Source organism: Photobacterium sanctipauli (assembly GCF_003026495.1).
Classification (GTDB): domain Bacteria; phylum Pseudomonadota; class Gammaproteobacteria; order Enterobacterales; family Vibrionaceae; genus Photobacterium; species Photobacterium sanctipauli.
Genome location: NZ_PYMA01000009.1, coordinates 23,596 through 40,491, shown reverse-complemented (window position 1 = coordinate 40,491; position 16,896 = coordinate 23,596). Strand labels below are relative to the sequence as shown.

Genomic DNA, 16,896 nt, shown 5'->3' with positions numbered 1-16,896 from the left:
CATCCTCATCAAATTGTTATTAGTTTTTTTGTACTTGTTGTTCATTCATTCCTTGAACGAATTTTTTGCCTACATCGACAAGGGCGATGTCTTTGAAAAATTCACGACCTAGTAATACTGGATAGGTCATTTGAGTGCGATCTGCCAAAGTAAATTGTGCTTTTTCATGCAGCTGTCCCAATTTTACCCATGCTTCGATAACTGGACGGCGAACTGCTTCACTAGAATTGGCCTGGCGGATCTTCACCCAGCGAATCACTGGCGCTTCTACAATATCAGCTTTTTCAGGTGCTTCATCAGAAGTGTGGTTTAAATTGAATCTTGCCCATTCTTTACCATCACGCTCGAAAATTTGAATATCGGTGGCACTCAGTGACGAGGTTGTTGCACCAGTATCGATACGCGCCTTAAAGAATGTCGCCATTGAGTCAATCCAGACCCATTCTTCTTCGCCGAGAATCACTTTGCCGTGGGCAACACGGGTATCGACTTCAACGTCAGCGGCAACAATTGGCTCTTCTTCCTCAACGTGAAGTGGCTGCATTAGCAAAGTGTTGCTCTGATTAGCAGACATTTCCTTTGATATTGATGATAGCTCTTTTTCCAAGTTTGCAATATGTTCATTTTGCGCATCTATTTGAGTAATCATAGTGGCAAGTTGGAAATTTACACGGTCTTCCATCGTATTGATGGCCAACATGGTTTTTTCTTGGTCTTGTGGCTGTGTAAGGGTACAACCTGAAAGGATAGCCAGAGTAATAATTGGCAAGCAGCGGCGAAGCATTATATCTCCCAAAAGGAATTATTTTTCTTTAGTCGGCGGTATTTTATCTGAGAAAAAGGGATGCGAACAGCATCCCCTTGTCAGTACTTAGTCAGGATTTCTTGCAATTAGCACCGCACGCTTAGGTGCAGGGTATCCTTCGATAGTTTTGCTCGGATCATTCGGGTCCAAATATTCCGGCAATGAATTGTTAGTCATCCATTCCGTTGAGCGTTGCTCATTGATGCTGGTGACACACTCGTCAACGATTTTCACGTCTACAAAGCCACATTTCTCCATCCATACCTTAAGTGCCTTGGCAGACGGGAAGAAGTAGACATTGTGCATTTGCGCGTAGCGGTGGGTTGGCACCAATACTGCGTTCTCGTCACCATCAATCACCAAGGTTTCCAGAATGACCTCGCCATCTTTGCGAAGCTGGTTCTTAAGCTGGATGATGTGATCAAGCGGCGAACGGCGGTGATATAGCACGCCCATGCTGAATACGGTATCGAAAGCCTTCAGTTCTGGCAGATCTTCAATACCCAGCGGTAGCAAGAAAGCGCGATCATCTTGACCCATTAGGCGCTTAATGGCTTCGAACTGGATCAAAAAGAGGTTAGATGGGTCGATACCAACGGTTAGCTTGGCTTCCTCACCCAGCATGCGCCACATGTGGTAGCCGTTGCCACAGCCAACGTCCAATACCGTGCGGCCTTTCAGCGGGGAAATGTGCGGCAGTACGCGATCCCATTTCCAGTCAGAGCGCCACTCGGTGTCGATGTGGATACCGTGCATATTGTACGGACCCTTGCGCCATGGGTGTAGCAGGCGCAGCAAGCTCTCCAAGCGCTTCTGCTCACCGTCGGCAATGGCGTTCTCGTTGCGAACACTGACTTCGTTTTTGATATCAATAATATCTGGCTTGTCTGTTGGAAACTTTTTCAGCGCGCGCATCCAGCGACCCATGTCACCGTGTGCTTTGTCTTCCCAGTCGCTAAGCTGCTTTGGCAATGTATTTAGCCATGGGCGAAGCGTCTCGTGCTGGGCAAGTAGCTGGTAAAATTCAGAAAAACTAAACATAAACAACAGGTAACCTTATTTAATCGCGAACATTGAGCCGAAGTTGAAGCATTGGAACCACACTTCCGAGCTGCTAAAGCCAATCTTGGCAAAGCGCTGCTTGTGGGTCTCGATGCTATCCGGGCGCATGACATTTTCAATGGCACTGCGTTTTTGGCTGATTTCCAGCTCGCTGTAGCCATTGGCTCGCTTGAAGTCGTGGTGCAAGTCGATGAGCAGCTCGTTCGAGCGCTCGTCGTCAAAAATGTATTTTTCAGACAGGATAAGAATGCCGCCTGGGCGCAATCCCGCGTAGATTTTTTCTAGCAGTGTTTGGCGATCTTCTGGCGCAAGAAACTGAAGGGTGAAGTTCAGTACCACCACCGACGCATCGTTGATTTCGATATCGCGAATATCGGCTTCGACAACAGATACCGGGGTATCCGAACGGTAAGCATCGATATGAAGGCGGCAGCGCTCAACCATCGCGGCAGAATTGTCGACCGCAATAATTTCGCAGCCTTCTTGGTTGATATGGCGACGCATCGATAGGGTCGCGGCACCCAGGGAGCAGCCAAGATCGTAGATCTTAGAGTGTGGTTTGGCGAAGCGCTCGGCAAGCATCCCAATCGCGGAAATAATATTGCTATAACCCGGCACAGAGCGCTGGATCATATCTGGAAAGACTTCAGCGACGCGGGCGTCAAACGTAAAGTCACCAAGTTTTTCGATGGGTGCGGCAAAAATATTGTCGTGACCTGCCATTTCCACGAACCTCTTAACTGTATAAAGAACTGGGATCCAACGTATCGGGTTGATAGTTAACGGTGCAAAAGCACTTGGTTGAATATCTGAAACCTAAGGCGATCCTTCACCCCTGAAAGGTCGCGTATTGTAGAGAAATTGCGGCCATTTGTCTTTATAGATTTTACTACCAGGTAGCAGTGCTGTGGCACATTGTTGATGAGTGTTGGGCGGCGGGCGTTGATGAGTTGTAACAAAATATATGTTGTGTCTATGTGACTGGTTGATTAACAGTTGCGAAAACCCCTTTAGCTTGTAGTGTTTTACTCAGTGTTTCCTGTTAACTAATTGTTTTATCGTTTTCTTCTATGAAAGCATCCACTTTTTTCAATTGGATACTAAATAGCAAGCTCATTAGTTTGCCCCCAGATAATTAGGGGAAAGCAAAAATGAAAAAACTAAAGCTTGCAGTTGGAGTAGGGGTAGCCGCATACCTTGCGACCGTCGCTATCGTCGACAACTTTGATCAGCAATTAAGCGAAAGCCGTGCCCAGGACAAACAAGGCGAATCGGTTGGGGAGCTATCATCTAAAGCCTTTGCCATCTTGAACAATAATGGTTGCTCATACTGCCATACCAGTGATAGCGACATGCCATTTTATGGCAAGTTGCCGGTGGCCAAGCAGTTGATGGACAAGGATATCGAAGTGGGGATGCGCCATTTCAATATCGAGTCGATGATGGCACAGGTTCGTGCGGGTGAATTGGTTTCAGAGTTGGAGCTAGCCAAGCTGGAATCGGTATTGGAAGACGGTAGCATGCCTCCTGCCTTGTACCTTTCGATGCACTGGCGTTCGAAGCTGTCGGCAGCAGAGACAGATACATTGGCGAAGTGGGTACGACAAGAGCGGTTACGCCACCATGACCAAGTGAATATTACCGACGAGTTTAAATACGATGCGGTGCAGCCTATTCGTACCGTATTTAAGGTAGACGAAGCGAAGGTCGCGTTGGGTGATGCGCTGTTCCATGATACCCGCCTATCGGGTGATGACACCGTATCATGCGCGAGCTGCCACTCGTTGGAAACAGGCGGTGTGGATCGCTTGCCAACCTCGCTGGGGGTCAACGATGCGATTGGACCAATTAATGCACCAACGGTATTTAACTCGGTATTTAATACTCACCAGTTTTGGGATGGCCGAGCCGCCGATCTGCAGGAACAAGCGGGTGGGCCACCACTAAACCCGCTGGAAATGGCGTCTGAATCTTGGCACCAAATTTCGGATAAATTGTTAGATGATCCGACGATGGTGGCAAAATTTGCGGCGATCTACGAAGAAGGTATTACCGAGCAAACCATAACCGACGCGATTGCGGAGTTTGAGAAAACCTTGGTGACCCCAAATAGCCGCTTCGATCAGTTTGTGCGTGGCGATCAGACGGCGCTGAATGCCACCGAGCAAAAGGGCTATGAGTTGTTCAAGCAATATAAATGTTCAACCTGCCACGTTGGCGAAGCATTGGGTGGGCAGGGCTTTGAGGTCATGGGTCTGAAACACGACTATTTTGCTGATCGCGGCAATGTGACCGAGGTTGATTTTGGCCGCTACAACGTGACCGGCGATGATGGTGACAAGCATCGTTTCAAAGTTCCGACGTTGCGTAATATTGCGCTAACGGCACCATACTTCCACGATGGTAGCGTCGAGACTTTGGAAGAGGCTGTCGATAAGATGGCTTACTACCAAGTGGGCGTCAAACTTAGCGAGACGGAAATTACCAAGATCACGGCTTACCTGGAAACCCTAACGGGGGAATATAACGGCCAGATTTTGCAATAAGCATAACCTTCTATATCCAGCGCCCTGCCAGAAATGGTGGGGCGTTTTAGTATGCCCCATCAAAATCGCTCGCACATTTAAATCAGTTGAAATTGCCCGCTGTCCTCTGGTTTGGGCAACGCCACATCCGGCAGGGCGGTATCGGGAATGTGCTGTTGCAGTTGGCGATAAAGCCGTACTGCTAATTCCGGGGCGTGGTTGTTGTCCGGGGTATGGATGAACAGCATGGGTTGCTTGCCCTCAGCCAGCCACCGGGGGAGGCGGATCAGCCAGTTGGCAAAGAACGCATCGTTTTCGGCTTCGTCGGGGTGGCCGATAAAGCGGATCATCGGGGTGGCGGCGGTGGCAATGGCATGCACCGGTACATGGGGCTTTTTCTGGTGGGCGTCAATCACCGCTGGCGTGGTGGGCGGCGCGGCAAACACCGGGCGGCTATCCATGATAATGCGATTGGCCCCGTGCTCGATTAACAGGCGGTTGAGCGCTTTTTCGTCTTCGCCCTTGGCAAAGAAAGCCGGATGCCGGACCTCAACCCCCACCGGGAAGTGCTTGGGCAATTTGCGCAAGAATTTTTCCAAGGCGGCAAGGCCATTTGGCCCAAACTGGGCGGGAAGCTGGATTTTCCATAGCCCGACCTTGTGCTCGACCGGTGCCATTACCGAGAAAAAGTCAGTGAGCAGCTGCTCACAGTGCAGCAGTTGGTGCTGGTGGGTAATGGCCTGCGGTAGCTTAAAGGTAAAGATGAAATCGTCGGGGGTGGCATCGCGCCACTTGGTTGTGGTTTGCAATGCAGGCGTGGCGTAGAAGGTGGTATTGCCCTCGACAGTGTGGAAAACCTCGGCGTATTTTGCCAATCGGTCTCCCGACTTACAGCCTCGGCCATAGAGGCTCTGTTGCCAGTGGTTATGGGACCACATGGTCAGGCCAAGTAAAACTGGACGGGTTACGGGTATTGTCATTGTTCTATTACCAGTTCTATTTTTATCCGTTACGCCGCGACTGTTTTTTGCTAGCGGCAATCCTATCTTGCTTCAGGTTAACGGTTTTTTGCCAGAATTTGTGATTCGATTTAAGGGCGGCGGTACAGAAAACGAAAGCAATACCCGTGATCCACCAACTATCGTCAGCACTGAAATAACGTAACACCGTTAACATTGCGAGCAGCAAAACGCAGCAAAGGTTGATCATAAAGCCTAACTTTTGCTTTTTGATTTTTTTATCAAGCTGCTCGATTGAAACAGGCTCATTCATGGGGCGATCCTTGACTTGTGGTAGGGGCGGGCTGGCACCATTGTGCAAACTTTGTTTGCGCCTGGTCAATGTTTGTTAGTCGTTGCTATCGACTTTAGATGAGACCAAGTCGCTAACTTAGAGATGCAAGGTTCATGTTAAGCGTAGTTGGGTATATAATACCTCGTTATTTTTGTCTCTCGGCAACCGTTAACTCGCCATTTTGGGTGAAGTTTAATCAATTTGGCCGGGAAGGATTCAGTTGGTGCATGGTTTGAGCTTGCTAGCCTGCCGTGTACTTAGGAAAGTTAGTAAACAGATCGGGAATTTCATATGCGCACCCAATATTGTGGTCACCTGAACAAGTCCCTAGCAGGGCAAACAGTAGAGTTATGCGGCTGGGTTAATCGTCGTCGTGATTTAGGCGGTCTTATCTTTATCGATATGCGAGATCGCGAAGGTATTGTTCAGGTAGTTGTTGATCCGGATATGAAAGATGTATTCGAAGTCGCCAACCAACTGCGCAACGAATTCTGTATCCGTCTAACTGGTGAAGTACGTGTTCGTCCAGAAAGCCAAGTCAACAAAGACATGGCAACGGGTGAAGTTGAAATTTTGGCTACTGGCCTGGAAATCATCAACCGCTCAGACGTGCTACCGCTAGACTTCAACCAGAACAACTCTGAAGAGCAGCGCCTAAAGTACCGCTACCTAGACCTACGTCGCCCGGAAATGAGCGACCGTATCAAGCTACGTGCGAAAGCGTCTAGCTTTGTTCGTCGTTTCCTAGATACTAACGACTTCCTAGATATCGAAACGCCAGTACTGACCAAAGCGACACCGGAAGGTGCACGTGACTACCTAGTACCAAGCCGTGTTCACAAAGGTAGCTTCTACGCGTTGCCGCAATCTCCACAGCTATTTAAGCAGCTGCTGATGATGTCTGGCTTCGATCGTTACTACCAGATCGTTAAGTGTTTCCGTGACGAAGACCTACGTGCTGACCGTCAGCCGGAATTCACCCAGATCGATATCGAAACCTCGTTCATGTCTGCTGAGCAAGTTCGCGAAGTGACAGAGCGCATGATCAATGAAATGTGGAAAGAGCTGCTAGACGTTGACCTAGGTACTTTCCCAATCATGCCATTCGCAGAAGCGATGCGTCGCTTTGGCTCTGATAAGCCAGACCTACGTAACCCGCTAGAGCTTGTTGATGTTGCAGACATCCTGAAAGATGTTGACTTCAAGGTATTCTCTGGCCCGGCAAACGACGAGAAAGGCCGTGTTGCCGTGATCCGCGTACCGGGTGGTGCGAAGCTAACCCGTAAGCAGATCGACGAGTACACCAAGTTCGTTGGCATCTACGGTGCGAAAGGCTTGGCATGGATGAAGGTGAACGACCGCGAAGCAGGCTTCGAAGGTGTTCAGTCTCCGGTTGCTAAATTCCTGAACGAAGAAGTGGTAGCACAGCTGCTAGACCGCACTCAGGCTGAATCTGGCGATATCATCCTATTCGGCGCAGACAAGAAGCGTGTTGTTGAAGAAGCAATGGGCGCACTTCGTCTGAAACTAGGTACTGATCTAGAGCTAACCGACACCAATGCTTGGGCACCGCTATGGGTTGTTGACTTCCCAATGTTCGAGGAAGACGACGAAGGCAACCTTCACGCGATGCACCACCCATTCACATCGCCACTGGGTGTGAGCCCAGAAGAGCTAGCGGCTAACCCTGCGACGGCAAACTCAAATGCATACGATATGGTTATCAACGGCTACGAAGTGGGCGGTGGTTCTGTTCGTATCCACAATGCTGAGATGCAGTCTGCGGTATTCAGCATTCTGGGTATCGAAGCGGAAGAGCAAAAAGCGAAGTTCGGCTTCCTACTAGACGCATTGAAGTTTGGTACTCCGCCACACGCTGGCCTAGCATTTGGTCTAGACCGTTTGGTTATGCTGCTATGTGGTACCGAGAACATCCGTGATGTTATCGCGTTCCCTAAAACAACCGCAGCCTCTTGTCTGCTAACAGACGCACCAAGCCTGGCTAACCCAGCAGCGCTAGAAGAACTAGCCATTGCGGTGACAGCAGCGCAGAAAGACAACGCAGAGCAAGAATAAGACTCCGCACTGTCTACAGACTGGCCGAAAGGCCAGTCTTTGTTTATAGCCTCTATAAACTGTATCCCTTTTTAATTTTGTGAAACGTTGAGCGAGAGGCTCAATAGAATCCGGAGAATGAAATGGCTGGTCATAGTAAATTTGCCAATATCAAACACCGTAAAGCCGCACAGGATGCGAAGCGCGGTAAAATCTTCACTAAGTTGATCCGCGAAATAGTGGTAGCAGCGAAAGAAGGCGGCGGCGAGCCTGATAACAACCCACGCCTGCGTGCCGCTATTGATAAAGCATTGTCAAACAACATGACCCGTGACACCGTGAACCGCGCCGTGAGCCGTGGTGCTGGTGGCGAAGGTGAAGAGAACATGGAAACCGTGATCTACGAAGGTTACGGCCCAGGCGGCACCGCGGTAATGGTTGAGTGTATGACTGATAACCGTAACCGCACAGTTTCTGGCGTACGTCATGCTTTCTCTAAGGCAGGCGGCAACCTAGGTACCGATGGTAGCGTAAACTACTTGTTCGATAAGAAAGGTGTGATTTCTTACCCGGCAGGCCTAGACGAAGATGCGGTAATGGAAGCGGCGCTGGAAGGCGGTGCTGACGACGTAGAAACCAACGACGATGGTTCTATCGACGTTTACACAACGCCTGCAGATTTCGGCCCAGTGAAAGATGCACTGGACGGTGCTGGCTTCGAAGCGCAAAACGCGGAAGTGACCCTAGTGCCTTCAACCAAGGCCGACTTGGATGCAGACACTGCACCTAAGCTACTTCGCCTGATTGACGCACTGGAAGATCTGGACGACGTACAGGAAGTTTACCACAACGGTGATATTTCCGACGAAGTGGCAGCACAGCTGTAAGTGCTTGCTAGCCAGACAGAAAGGAGCATGGCTGAATGTCAGTCATTCTAGGGATTGACCCCGGCTCGCGGATCACCGGATACGGTGTGATACGCCAAGTCGGGCGTCACCTTGAATACCTCGGCAGCGGTTGCATTCGAACCTCGGTCGAGGATATTCCGGGGCGCCTCAAGCAGATCTATGCGGGCGTGTCGGAAGTGATCACCCAGTTCCAGCCGGACGTGTTTGCCATCGAAGAAGTCTTCATGGGCAAGAACGCCAGCTCGGCACTTAAGCTTGGCCAAGCGCGCGGCAGTGCGATTGTAGCAGCGGTGAATGCCGACTTGCCCGTTAATGAATACGCCGCCCGTCTTATCAAGCAGGCCGTGGTGGGAACCGGTGGTGCTGACAAGGCACAGGTACAACATATGGTGCGTTCGGTACTGAAATTACCGGGCAAACCACAGGCTGATGCCGCCGATGCATTGGCGGTGGCCATTTGTCATGCCCATACCCATAAAACGCTGGTGGCAATGGCGGGTCAAGCGCGTGGTGCTCGCAGAGGGCGCTATCGTTAAGCCTGAAATAACAGTGTGTTAGATAACTACTGTTCACCTTCTCAGAATGCGATTTAGATCATAAAGCAGCCATTGGCTGCTTTTTTTGATTGTTAACCTATTGTTACGTGACATATATTGGTCGGAGGTCATACAACTAAAATATAAGGAACATATTACATGACCCCATTGGCAATATGGCGGGGCTTGTTCTTGCCTTCTACAAATGATTGGCAAGCTGAAGACACCCGTTATGTAGACACCCTTCTTTTCTTCACCTTGCTTTCATTCTTTGTCGGGCTTTATAGCCTAATCAAATGGTCGAACCATGAGCACAACCTGTTGGTGACGACTTCAATCATTCTTATCAGCTGTGAGCTATTGGCCGTGGTGGTGCTCCGGGTATTCCGTGCGCCGGAAATCGCCTTGAACCTTGGTTTCCTCGGTATGGTCACCCACGCCTTTAATATCGTGTACCAAAGTGGCGGTGTGGTTGCATCGAGCCAAGCATTTTGGATGCCGTTGCTCGTTGTGGCCTTTTTCTTGGCGGCAAGGGTGGTGATGGCCGGCGTGTGGACGGTTGTGGTGGTTGCCGCGTCGGCATGGATGATCCAGCAATCGTTATCGGGATATGCATTTCCCCAGATTGAACTATCAAATGCTGCTGAACACATCGAGGTTTGGTCGGGCATTATGCTGCCATTGATCGTGATTGGCATTGCTCAGGCCTACACCGTTCGCCAACGGCAAGCTGCTATTTTGGCAGCAGAAACGGCAAGGCAAACCAGCCAGGCGATAGCGGAAAAAGCCAGCGAAGGGGAAAAGCAGCTTGGCTTGATCCTCGGGCAAGCAGGGGAGAATGCCGATCGCCTTAACCAAGCCGCTTTGAGCTTGGAGCAACAGTCGCATACCTTGCATGAGCAGGTAAATGGCTTGAACTTAAATTGCGATTCCCAGGCCAGTGCTGCCGAGCAAATGGACCAGCAAGTGAAGCAGCTGACTGCGGGTATCAACGAATCGGATAAGTTCGTCTGTGAGTTAAAAACCAGAAGCGGGACGATTCACCGCCAGGCCGAAGCGAGCTCGGCATCGCTTCATGCCTCGACCGAGGCCATTGCCCAGATCCTCAGTAGTAATGCAGAGATCATGTCAGTGGCCGATTTGATCACCTCGGTAGCCGAGCAAACCAACCTACTGGCGTTGAATGCGGCGATTGAGGCGGCAAGGGCAGGGGAGCAAGGACGAGGCTTTGCCGTCGTGGCGGATCAAGTCAGGGAGCTGTCGGCAAAGAGTAATCAGTCGGCTATCGAAATCCGTGCCTTATTGGACAAGAGCCGGCAAGAAGTTGAACAAGGCCAGCGGGTTATTGATGCAACGGCCACAGAGCTATCCGGTATCATCGAGCAGGTGAGTAATGTGTCCAATGATGTTGCCCACTTGGCCGGTACGGTTGGCCATCAGGTCGAGGCACTCAAAGAGTTGAACTCAGCCAGCAGCGCGGTGGCTAATGGCGTGGTCGAAACAAGCCAAGTATCAGATTCCGTTGCCCAGCAGGGAGCGGAGCTGGCAAAACAGGTGGAGAACCTAAAAGCCGTCGCCATGAGCCTCAATAGCACGGTCGGGAACCACTAATCACAATACGGTGCAGAAGGTGAAAAAGAGCTGGATATACATCCAGCTCTTTACTATCCTAGAGCCTATTTTGTGAATCAATAAAGAGATGTTGCTGTGATAGGCCGACTACGTGGAACCATAATCGAAAAACAACCGCCGGAAGTACTGATTGAAGTCGGTGGCATCGGCTATGAAGTTCAGATGCCAATGAGCTGTTTTTATGAATTGCCGGAAGTTGGCCAGGAAGCAGTGATCTCGACTCATTTCGTGGTGCGCGAAGATGCCCAGCTGCTTTATGGCTTCAACAAAAAGAGCGAGCGCGAGCTGTTTCGCGAAGTGATCAAGGCCAATGGTGTTGGCCCCAAGTTGGGCTTGGCTATCCTATCGGCCATGACCGCGAGTCAGTTTGTGCTGAGTGTCGAAAACGAAGATATTACCACGCTGGTTAAAATTCCAGGTGTCGGTAAGAAGACCGCCGAGCGCCTTGTGGTCGAAATGAAAGATCGCTTGAAAGGCTGGGGCGAAGGCGATTTGTTCACGCCTGCGCTGGATACCGCGGCATCGAGTGCGCCGGTTCAAGATACGGCGTCGGTGGCACGTGCCGAAGACGAAGCGGTCAGTGCACTGATTGCGCTGGGCTACAAGCCGCAGCAGGCTTCTAAAGTTGTGGCACAAGTTGTCCAGCCTGATATGACCAGCGAAGCGATCATCCGCGATGCACTGCGTTCTATGGTGTAAAGGTAGGTACTCATGATTGAAGCCGATCGCCTGGTTGCCAGCGATTATCCGACAAGCCGCGAAGAAGATATTATCGATCGCGCGATCCGACCTAAGCTGCTTGAAGATTACCAGGGGCAAGATCACGTGCGTGATCAAATGGAAATCTTCATCAAGGCGGCGAAGCTGCGCGATGAAGCCTTGGATCACCTGTTGATTTTCGGCCCGCCGGGGTTGGGTAAAACCACCTTGGCCAATATCGTTGCCAATGAAATGGGGGTTAGTATCCGTACGACTTCGGGCCCAGTGCTTGAAAAGGCCGGTGATTTGGCTGCGTTGCTGACCAACCTCGAAGAAAATGATGTTTTGTTTATCGATGAGATCCACCGCCTAAGCCCGCAAGTGGAAGAGGTGCTGTATCCGGCGATGGAAGACTACCAACTCGATATCATGATCGGTGAAGGGCCTGCTGCCCGATCGATCAAAATTGATTTGCCGCCTTTCACACTCATTGGCGCGACCACCCGAGCAGGCTCGCTAACGTCGCCACTGCGCGATCGCTTTGGTATTACCCAGCGCTTGGAGTACTACAAGGTGGACGATCTTAAGGACATTGTTCAGCGCAGTGCCAACTGCCTGAGCTTGTCGATGGAGCCTGAAGGGGCGATGGAAGTCGCGATGCGTGCCCGTGGCACGCCGCGTATTGCCAACCGCTTGCTACGCCGTGTAAGGGACTTTGCCGAGGTGAAGGGCAATGGTCACATTTGCCCCGATATTGCCAGCCGGGCTTTGGATATGCTCGATGTAGATAGCAGTGGCTTTGATTATATGGATCGTAAGTTGCTGATGGCGATTATCGACAAGTTCATGGGTGGCCCTGTTGGCCTGGATAACCTTGCCGCGGCTATTGGTGAAGAGAAAGACACCATTGAAGATGTGCTGGAGCCTTATTTGATCCAGCAAGGCTATCTGCAGCGTACGCCTCGCGGGCGCATCGCAACCCACCGCGCTTACCTGCATTTCGGGCTGGATATCCCCGAAGCGAAGTAGGTAAAAAGCATCAATAGGTGTATATAAAATGTAATAAAAAGCGAGGCTGGTTAGCCTCGCTTTTTTTTGTTCTCGATTTTGGTTGCCAATTTAATCCGAAAGTGGGTGTCCGGTTTACATTTTTATGACATTTCGAGCTGTGATTTGCCTTTGCTTAACCCTGGCTGAACATGGTCAAAGTAAAAGCGTGCTTATAAAACCAGCGTAATTTAGCCGTGATTTTTGAACATTTCGCTAAAACTTGGTTGGTAAACAGCAATTAGTTTTTCAATAAAATGACGCATAAAGTTGTCCTCACTTTCCAAAATTCTCTGTGGGGAAACAGCATACCTTTCGCCAAAAACATCACTTTTACTGTCTGAGCGACTTAATCTGTTTCTGCCGCTGATTATAGATATTTAGCATAAAGGCGAAAGAGATTTTAATCGTGATTTCAGATTAGTTTTTCTTATTGATAATTGGTGGCTTGAATTGGGTTCAGGCTTATAAAAACAGGGGTTAGTGGCGCTGGTAAGGGGGCGGTGCGATAGTCGTCACGTGATGCTAGTTCCGTTTTTCTAACGTAATAGAACCGCGCTTATGACGTTTTAAAACAGAATATGAAAAGCAATGAATGTGGCGGTTGAGGTTGTGATAAACCTTGAATTTATCAGCCTCTATTTAGCTTGCTTTGGGCTGAGGTTTTGTTTGATCCAAATCAAGCAAAATGCGGTCGGACAAAAAATGAGCAGTGTTTATTGATATTTATCAAAGCAAATTGTGAGATAAATTCATTGAGCAAAACGGGGAATGTCAGTAATATTAGCAATGACTTTATTAGCTGTAGCTTAACAACAAATTAACTAATTTGGTACAGGATCGCAACATATCAAGGATGCCATTTTTTTATCCCAAAAATGGTAACCAGGAAGGTGAAAAATTGCGGTTTCGTTGGCTACGTTTTGCTAAGCCCAATCATCGGTACACTGTGTTGTAGTACTGTCGCCATTCAGCCTGGCGAAAAAAGGAGTTCTCAATGTTCACTGATATCGTCGAACTATCGCGGTTACAGTTCGCATTAACTGCGATGTATCACTTTTTGTTCGTCCCATTGACTCTTGGTATGGCATTCCTGCTTGCCATCATGGAGTCTGTATACGTAATGACCGGAAAGCAAATCTACAAGGACATGACCAAGTTCTGGGGTAAGCTTTTCGCCATCAACTTCGCCCTTGGTGTTTCCACGGGTCTTACCATGGAGTTCCAGTTTGGTACGAACTGGTCTTACTACTCCCACTACGTAGGTGATATTTTCGGTGCGCCGCTGGCAATCGAAGCACTTATCGCTTTCTTCCTTGAATCTACCCTAGTTGGCCTGTTCTTCTTCGGCTGGGATCGTCTATCCAAGCGTCAGCACCTTGCTGTTACTTGGCTAGTTGCTCTTGGTTCAAACTTCTCGGCGCTGTGGATTCTGGTGGCGAATGGTTGGATGCAGAACCCTGTAGGTGCAGAGTTCAATTTCGAAACCATGCGTATGGAAATGGTGAGCTTCGCTGAAGTGGTACTTAACCCGGTAGCGCAGGTGAAATTCGTTCACACTGTTGCGTCTGGCTATGTAACCGGTGCGATGTTCGTTCTAGGTATCAGTTCATACTACCTACTGAAAGGCCGCGATATCCCATTTGCACGTCGCTCTTTCGCGATTGCAGCGGCATTCGGTATGGCATCTATTCTTTCTGTTATCGTGCTTGGTGACGAATCTGGCTATGAGCTAGGTGATGTACAGAAAACCAAGCTAGCGGCTATCGAAGCGGAATGGCATACAGAAGAAGCGCCTGCGGCCTTCACCCTGTTTGGTGTGCCTAACCAGGAAACGATGGAAACCGACTACGCGATCAAGATCCCTTACGTGATGGGTATTATCGCCACCCGTTCTTTCGACACAGAAGTAACAGGTCTACGTGACCTGAAAGACGAGCACGAAGTCCGTATCCGTAACGGTATGGTTGCTTACGGCTTGCTTGAAAAACTTCGTAACGGTGAGAACACCCCTGAAAACATTGCTGCGTTTGACGAAGTTAAGCACGACTTGGGTTACGGCTTCCTGCTTAAGCCTTATACCGAAAACGTGGTTGACGCAACAGACGAAGACATTGCAAAAGCTGCTGATGACTCAATCCCTACTGTTTGGCCGCTGTTCTGGAGCTTCCGTATCATGGTTGCTTGTGGTTTCATCATGCTGGGTATCATTGGTGCGGCATTCATCCAATCTTGCCGTCACAAGATCACCGAGAAGAAGTGGGTACTGAAAGCTGCGCTTTACGGTATGCCTCTGCCTTGGATTGCGGTTGAAGCAGGTTGGTTCGTTGCCGAGTACGGACGTCAGCCATGGGCTGTAGGTGAAATCCTACCGGTATCGATGGCGGCCTCTAATCTTGAAGCCTCTCAAATCATTACTTCTTTGCTAGCAATTATTGCACTTTACACCGTGTTCTTGATTGCAGAAGTATACCTGATGCTGAAGTTTGCACGTCTAGGTCCAAGCAGCCTGAAAACTGGCCGCTACCACTTTGAAACGAATGATGCACCACAGAATGTGGTATCGCGTCAGGTTGAAGCGTAATCAGGGAGATTTAAGCAATGTTTGAATATGAAGTATTGCGATTCATCTGGTGGGTACTGATCGGTGTGCTTTGCATCGGCTTTGCCGTCACAGATGGTTTTGATATGGGTGTCGGTGTACTGTCTCGCGTAATTGGCAAGACAGACAACGAGCGCCGTGTAATGATTAACTCTATCGCCCCACACTGGGACGGTAACCAGGTTTGGTTGATCACCGCTGGTGGTGCGCTGTTTGCAGCATGGCCATTGGTGTACGCGACTGCGTTCTCAGGCTTCTACTTCGCGATGATCGTGACCTTGGCTGCACTATGGCTGCGCCCAATTGGCTTCGACTACCGTTCGAAAATTGAAGATCCAAAATGGCGTGAAGCATGGGACAAAGCCATCTTTGTGGGTAGCTTCGTACCGCCTGTGATCTTCGGTGTGGCATTCGGTAACCTACTGCAAGGTGTACCGTTCGAGCTAAGCGAACTATTGATCCCAACTTACAAGGGTTCGTTCTTCGGCCTGCTTAATCCGTTTGCACTACTGTGCGGTATCGTGAGCATCCTGATGATCACGACCCAAGGTGCTGCATACTTGCAGATGAAAACCACCGACGCTATCCGTGAGCGTGCACGCCGCGTGGCAATGTTCACGGCAGCAGCAACGGCGGTATGTTTTGCAATTGCTGGCTTCTGGGCACAGAGCATTGAAGGTTATGTGATCACGTCTGAAATCGTAACTAACGCGCCTTCAAACCCGCTAACCAAAGAGGTTATCCGCGAGTCTGGTGCGCTGTTCAATAACTTTGATGCTTACCCACTGTTGTGGATTGCTCCTGCACTGGCTGTGGTAATGCCTATCTTTACGGTATTGGCTTCTCGTGCAAATAGCGGTGCGTTTGCGTTTATCGCGTCGAGCTTGACGATGGCGGGTGTCATCCTAACGGCTGGCTTCGCGCTATTCCCGTTCGTGATGCCTTCGAGCCTGATCCCTGCACATAGCCTGACTATGTGGGATGCGACGTCGTCTGAGCTGACCCTGAACATCATGACCGGTGTAGCTGCTGTGATGGTGCCAATTATTCTGGCGTACACTTCATGGTGTTACTACAAGATGTTTGGTCGCCTTGATACCAAATATATCGAAGAAAACAAGAACTCACTGTACTAAGGAGAGAAACTATGTGGTATTTCGCTTGGATCCTGGGTGTGCTGCTTGCTTGCTCATTCGGTATCATCAACGCGCTGTGGCTTGAAGCAACAGAAAACATGGACAAAGAGACCAGTGAGTAATCTCAATCACTGGGTGAAGCGTGTTCACCAGCTCGTAGACGTTACGCTACTTCGCTTGTTGGCCTTGGTATTATCCTTGGCAACGGCAGGGCTGGTGATTTGGGAACCCACACTCTTTGCTCAGGCGATTGGCGGATTTGGACCTGTGATCTCGCCAGCCATGATATGGGCAACCTGCGCGGCAATGGTGTTCGGTGTCGGTTTTGTTCCGCGCCGCTGGTACTGGCAAGTGTTTTTCACGCCATATCTGTCGTTGCCAATATTGCTTTATATCATGTGGCTCCGTCTTGGTTAATTGACTAAGACATCAGCAAATTACGCTGAGATAAATACCCAACCGCCCAGAGCATGACTGCTCTGGGCGGTTTTTTGTTTGCACGAAATTTCAGCAAACCGTCATCAATTATGCGTATAGTGGGCGCGCTATAATAAAAATCCAGTGACACATACGTCAAAAAAATGAATCATTTGTAA

The 16,896-nt window shown here is 49.7% G+C and carries 16 protein-coding genes; 11 read left to right on the top strand and 5 right to left on the bottom strand.

Going from position 1 to position 16,896, the window contains the following annotated elements; all coding sequences use genetic code 11:
• Window positions 1-19 precede the first annotated feature (19 nt).
• The 3 genes from C9I98_RS14645 to cmoA all read right to left on the bottom strand — a co-directional run bounded on the left by C9I98_RS14645 (window position 20) and on the right by cmoA (window position 2,590).
• Window positions 20-784, bottom strand: a complete 765-nt coding sequence (locus C9I98_RS14645; protein WP_036832161.1) for an ATP-dependent zinc protease family protein — start codon at window positions 782-784, stop codon at window positions 20-22.
• 87 nt (window positions 785-871) lie between these two features.
• On the bottom strand, window positions 872-1,846 hold the full coding sequence (cmoB, locus tag C9I98_RS14640; RefSeq protein ID WP_036832163.1) for a tRNA 5-methoxyuridine(34)/uridine 5-oxyacetic acid(34) synthase CmoB: 975 nt from the start codon (window positions 1,844-1,846) through the stop codon (window positions 872-874).
• A 15-nt stretch (window positions 1,847-1,861) separates the two neighbouring features.
• On the bottom strand, window positions 1,862-2,590 hold the full coding sequence (gene cmoA, locus C9I98_RS14635; RefSeq protein WP_036832165.1) for a carboxy-S-adenosyl-L-methionine synthase CmoA: 729 nt from the start codon (window positions 2,588-2,590) through the stop codon (window positions 1,862-1,864).
• 428 nt (window positions 2,591-3,018) lie between these two features.
• On the opposite strand from cmoA, the gene C9I98_RS14630 reads away from it, so the two are divergent.
• Window positions 3,019-4,413, top strand: coding sequence for a cytochrome c peroxidase (locus tag C9I98_RS14630; RefSeq protein WP_036832168.1), 1,395 nt, complete (start codon window positions 3,019-3,021; stop codon window positions 4,411-4,413).
• Between the two features lie 77 nt (window positions 4,414-4,490).
• Here the strand turns inward: C9I98_RS14630 and C9I98_RS14625 are convergent, their stop codons facing one another.
• On the bottom strand, window positions 4,491-5,372 hold the full coding sequence (locus C9I98_RS14625; protein WP_036832170.1) for a DUF72 domain-containing protein: 882 nt from the start codon (window positions 5,370-5,372) through the stop codon (window positions 4,491-4,493).
• 22 nt (window positions 5,373-5,394) lie between these two features.
• Window positions 5,395-5,664: a hypothetical protein gene (locus C9I98_RS14620; protein WP_036832173.1), complete on the bottom strand. Its 270-nt coding sequence runs from the start codon at window positions 5,662-5,664 to the stop codon at window positions 5,395-5,397.
• A gap of 312 nt (window positions 5,665-5,976) precedes the next feature.
• Here C9I98_RS14620 and aspS point away from each other — a divergent pair, with 312 nt between their 5' ends.
• From aspS to ybgE, 10 genes are all read left to right on the top strand, one after another.
• Complete coding sequence (gene aspS / locus C9I98_RS14615; protein ID WP_036832176.1) at window positions 5,977-7,761, top strand: aspartate--tRNA ligase; 1,785 nt, start codon at window positions 5,977-5,979, stop codon at window positions 7,759-7,761.
• Between the two features lie 122 nt (window positions 7,762-7,883).
• Entirely contained in the window at window positions 7,884-8,627 is a 744-nt protein-coding gene (locus tag C9I98_RS14610; protein ID WP_107272146.1) for a YebC/PmpR family DNA-binding transcriptional regulator, read from the top strand.
• Window positions 8,628-8,662: 35 nt separating this feature from the next.
• Entirely contained in the window at window positions 8,663-9,184 is a 522-nt protein-coding gene (gene ruvC / locus C9I98_RS14605; RefSeq protein ID WP_036830659.1) for a crossover junction endodeoxyribonuclease RuvC, read from the top strand.
• Between the two features lie 159 nt (window positions 9,185-9,343).
• On the top strand, window positions 9,344-10,795 hold the full coding sequence (locus C9I98_RS14600; protein WP_107272145.1) for a methyl-accepting chemotaxis protein: 1,452 nt from the start codon (window positions 9,344-9,346) through the stop codon (window positions 10,793-10,795).
• A 96-nt stretch (window positions 10,796-10,891) separates the two neighbouring features.
• Entirely contained in the window at window positions 10,892-11,515 is a 624-nt protein-coding gene (ruvA, locus tag C9I98_RS14595; protein ID WP_036825043.1) for a Holliday junction branch migration protein RuvA, read from the top strand.
• 12 nt (window positions 11,516-11,527) lie between these two features.
• Entirely contained in the window at window positions 11,528-12,544 is a 1,017-nt protein-coding gene (gene ruvB / locus C9I98_RS14590; protein ID WP_036825045.1) for a Holliday junction branch migration DNA helicase RuvB, read from the top strand.
• Between the two features lie 1,015 nt (window positions 12,545-13,559).
• The gene (cydA, locus tag C9I98_RS14585; protein WP_036822162.1) at window positions 13,560-15,146 is read left to right on the top strand and encodes a cytochrome ubiquinol oxidase subunit I; all 1,587 of its coding nucleotides are present in this window, start codon (window positions 13,560-13,562) and stop codon (window positions 15,144-15,146) included.
• 17 nt (window positions 15,147-15,163) lie between these two features.
• Window positions 15,164-16,300, top strand: coding sequence for a cytochrome d ubiquinol oxidase subunit II (gene cydB, locus C9I98_RS14580; RefSeq protein ID WP_036822159.1), 1,137 nt, complete (start codon window positions 15,164-15,166; stop codon window positions 16,298-16,300).
• Window positions 16,301-16,311: 11 nt separating this feature from the next.
• On the top strand, window positions 16,312-16,422 hold the full coding sequence (cydX, locus tag C9I98_RS14575; RefSeq protein WP_036822157.1) for a cytochrome bd-I oxidase subunit CydX: 111 nt from the start codon (window positions 16,312-16,314) through the stop codon (window positions 16,420-16,422).
• Window positions 16,415-16,717 carry a cyd operon protein YbgE gene (ybgE, locus tag C9I98_RS14570; protein WP_036822154.1) on the top strand — a complete coding sequence of 101 codons (303 nt, stop codon included), beginning with the start codon at window positions 16,415-16,417 and terminating at the stop codon, window positions 16,715-16,717. The genes cydX and ybgE overlap by 8 nt, the downstream gene beginning before the upstream one ends.
• Window positions 16,718-16,896 lie beyond the last annotated feature (179 nt).

Bases quoted from the DNA above. Each gene is read 5' to 3' on its own strand.
- ruvB (WP_036825045.1), top strand. From the start codon at position 11,528: ATGATTGAAGCCGATCGCCTGGTTGCCAGCGATTATCCGACAAGCCGC.
- cydB (WP_036822159.1), top strand. From the start codon at position 15,164: ATGTTTGAATATGAAGTATTGCGATTCATCTGGTGGGTACTGATCGGT.
- cmoA (WP_036832165.1), bottom strand. From the start codon at position 2,590: ATGGCAGGTCACGACAATATTTTTGCCGCACCCATCGAAAAACTTGGT.
- C9I98_RS14625 (WP_036832170.1), bottom strand. From the start codon at position 5,372: ATGACAATACCCGTAACCCGTCCAGTTTTACTTGGCCTGACCATGTGG.
- ruvC (WP_036830659.1), top strand. From the start codon at position 8,663: ATGTCAGTCATTCTAGGGATTGACCCCGGCTCGCGGATCACCGGATAC.
- C9I98_RS14620 (WP_036832173.1), bottom strand. From the start codon at position 5,664: ATGAATGAGCCTGTTTCAATCGAGCAGCTTGATAAAAAAATCAAAAAG.
- cydX (WP_036822157.1), top strand. From the start codon at position 16,312: ATGTGGTATTTCGCTTGGATCCTGGGTGTGCTGCTTGCTTGCTCATTC.
- aspS (WP_036832176.1), top strand. From the start codon at position 5,977: ATGCGCACCCAATATTGTGGTCACCTGAACAAGTCCCTAGCAGGGCAA.
- C9I98_RS14645 (WP_036832161.1), bottom strand. From the start codon at position 784: ATGCTTCGCCGCTGCTTGCCAATTATTACTCTGGCTATCCTTTCAGGT.
- C9I98_RS14600 (WP_107272145.1), top strand. From the start codon at position 9,344: ATGACCCCATTGGCAATATGGCGGGGCTTGTTCTTGCCTTCTACAAAT.
- C9I98_RS14610 (WP_107272146.1), top strand. From the start codon at position 7,884: ATGGCTGGTCATAGTAAATTTGCCAATATCAAACACCGTAAAGCCGCA.
- cydA (WP_036822162.1), top strand. From the start codon at position 13,560: ATGTTCACTGATATCGTCGAACTATCGCGGTTACAGTTCGCATTAACT.
- C9I98_RS14630 (WP_036832168.1), top strand. From the start codon at position 3,019: ATGAAAAAACTAAAGCTTGCAGTTGGAGTAGGGGTAGCCGCATACCTT.
- cmoB (WP_036832163.1), bottom strand. From the start codon at position 1,846: ATGTTTAGTTTTTCTGAATTTTACCAGCTACTTGCCCAGCACGAGACG.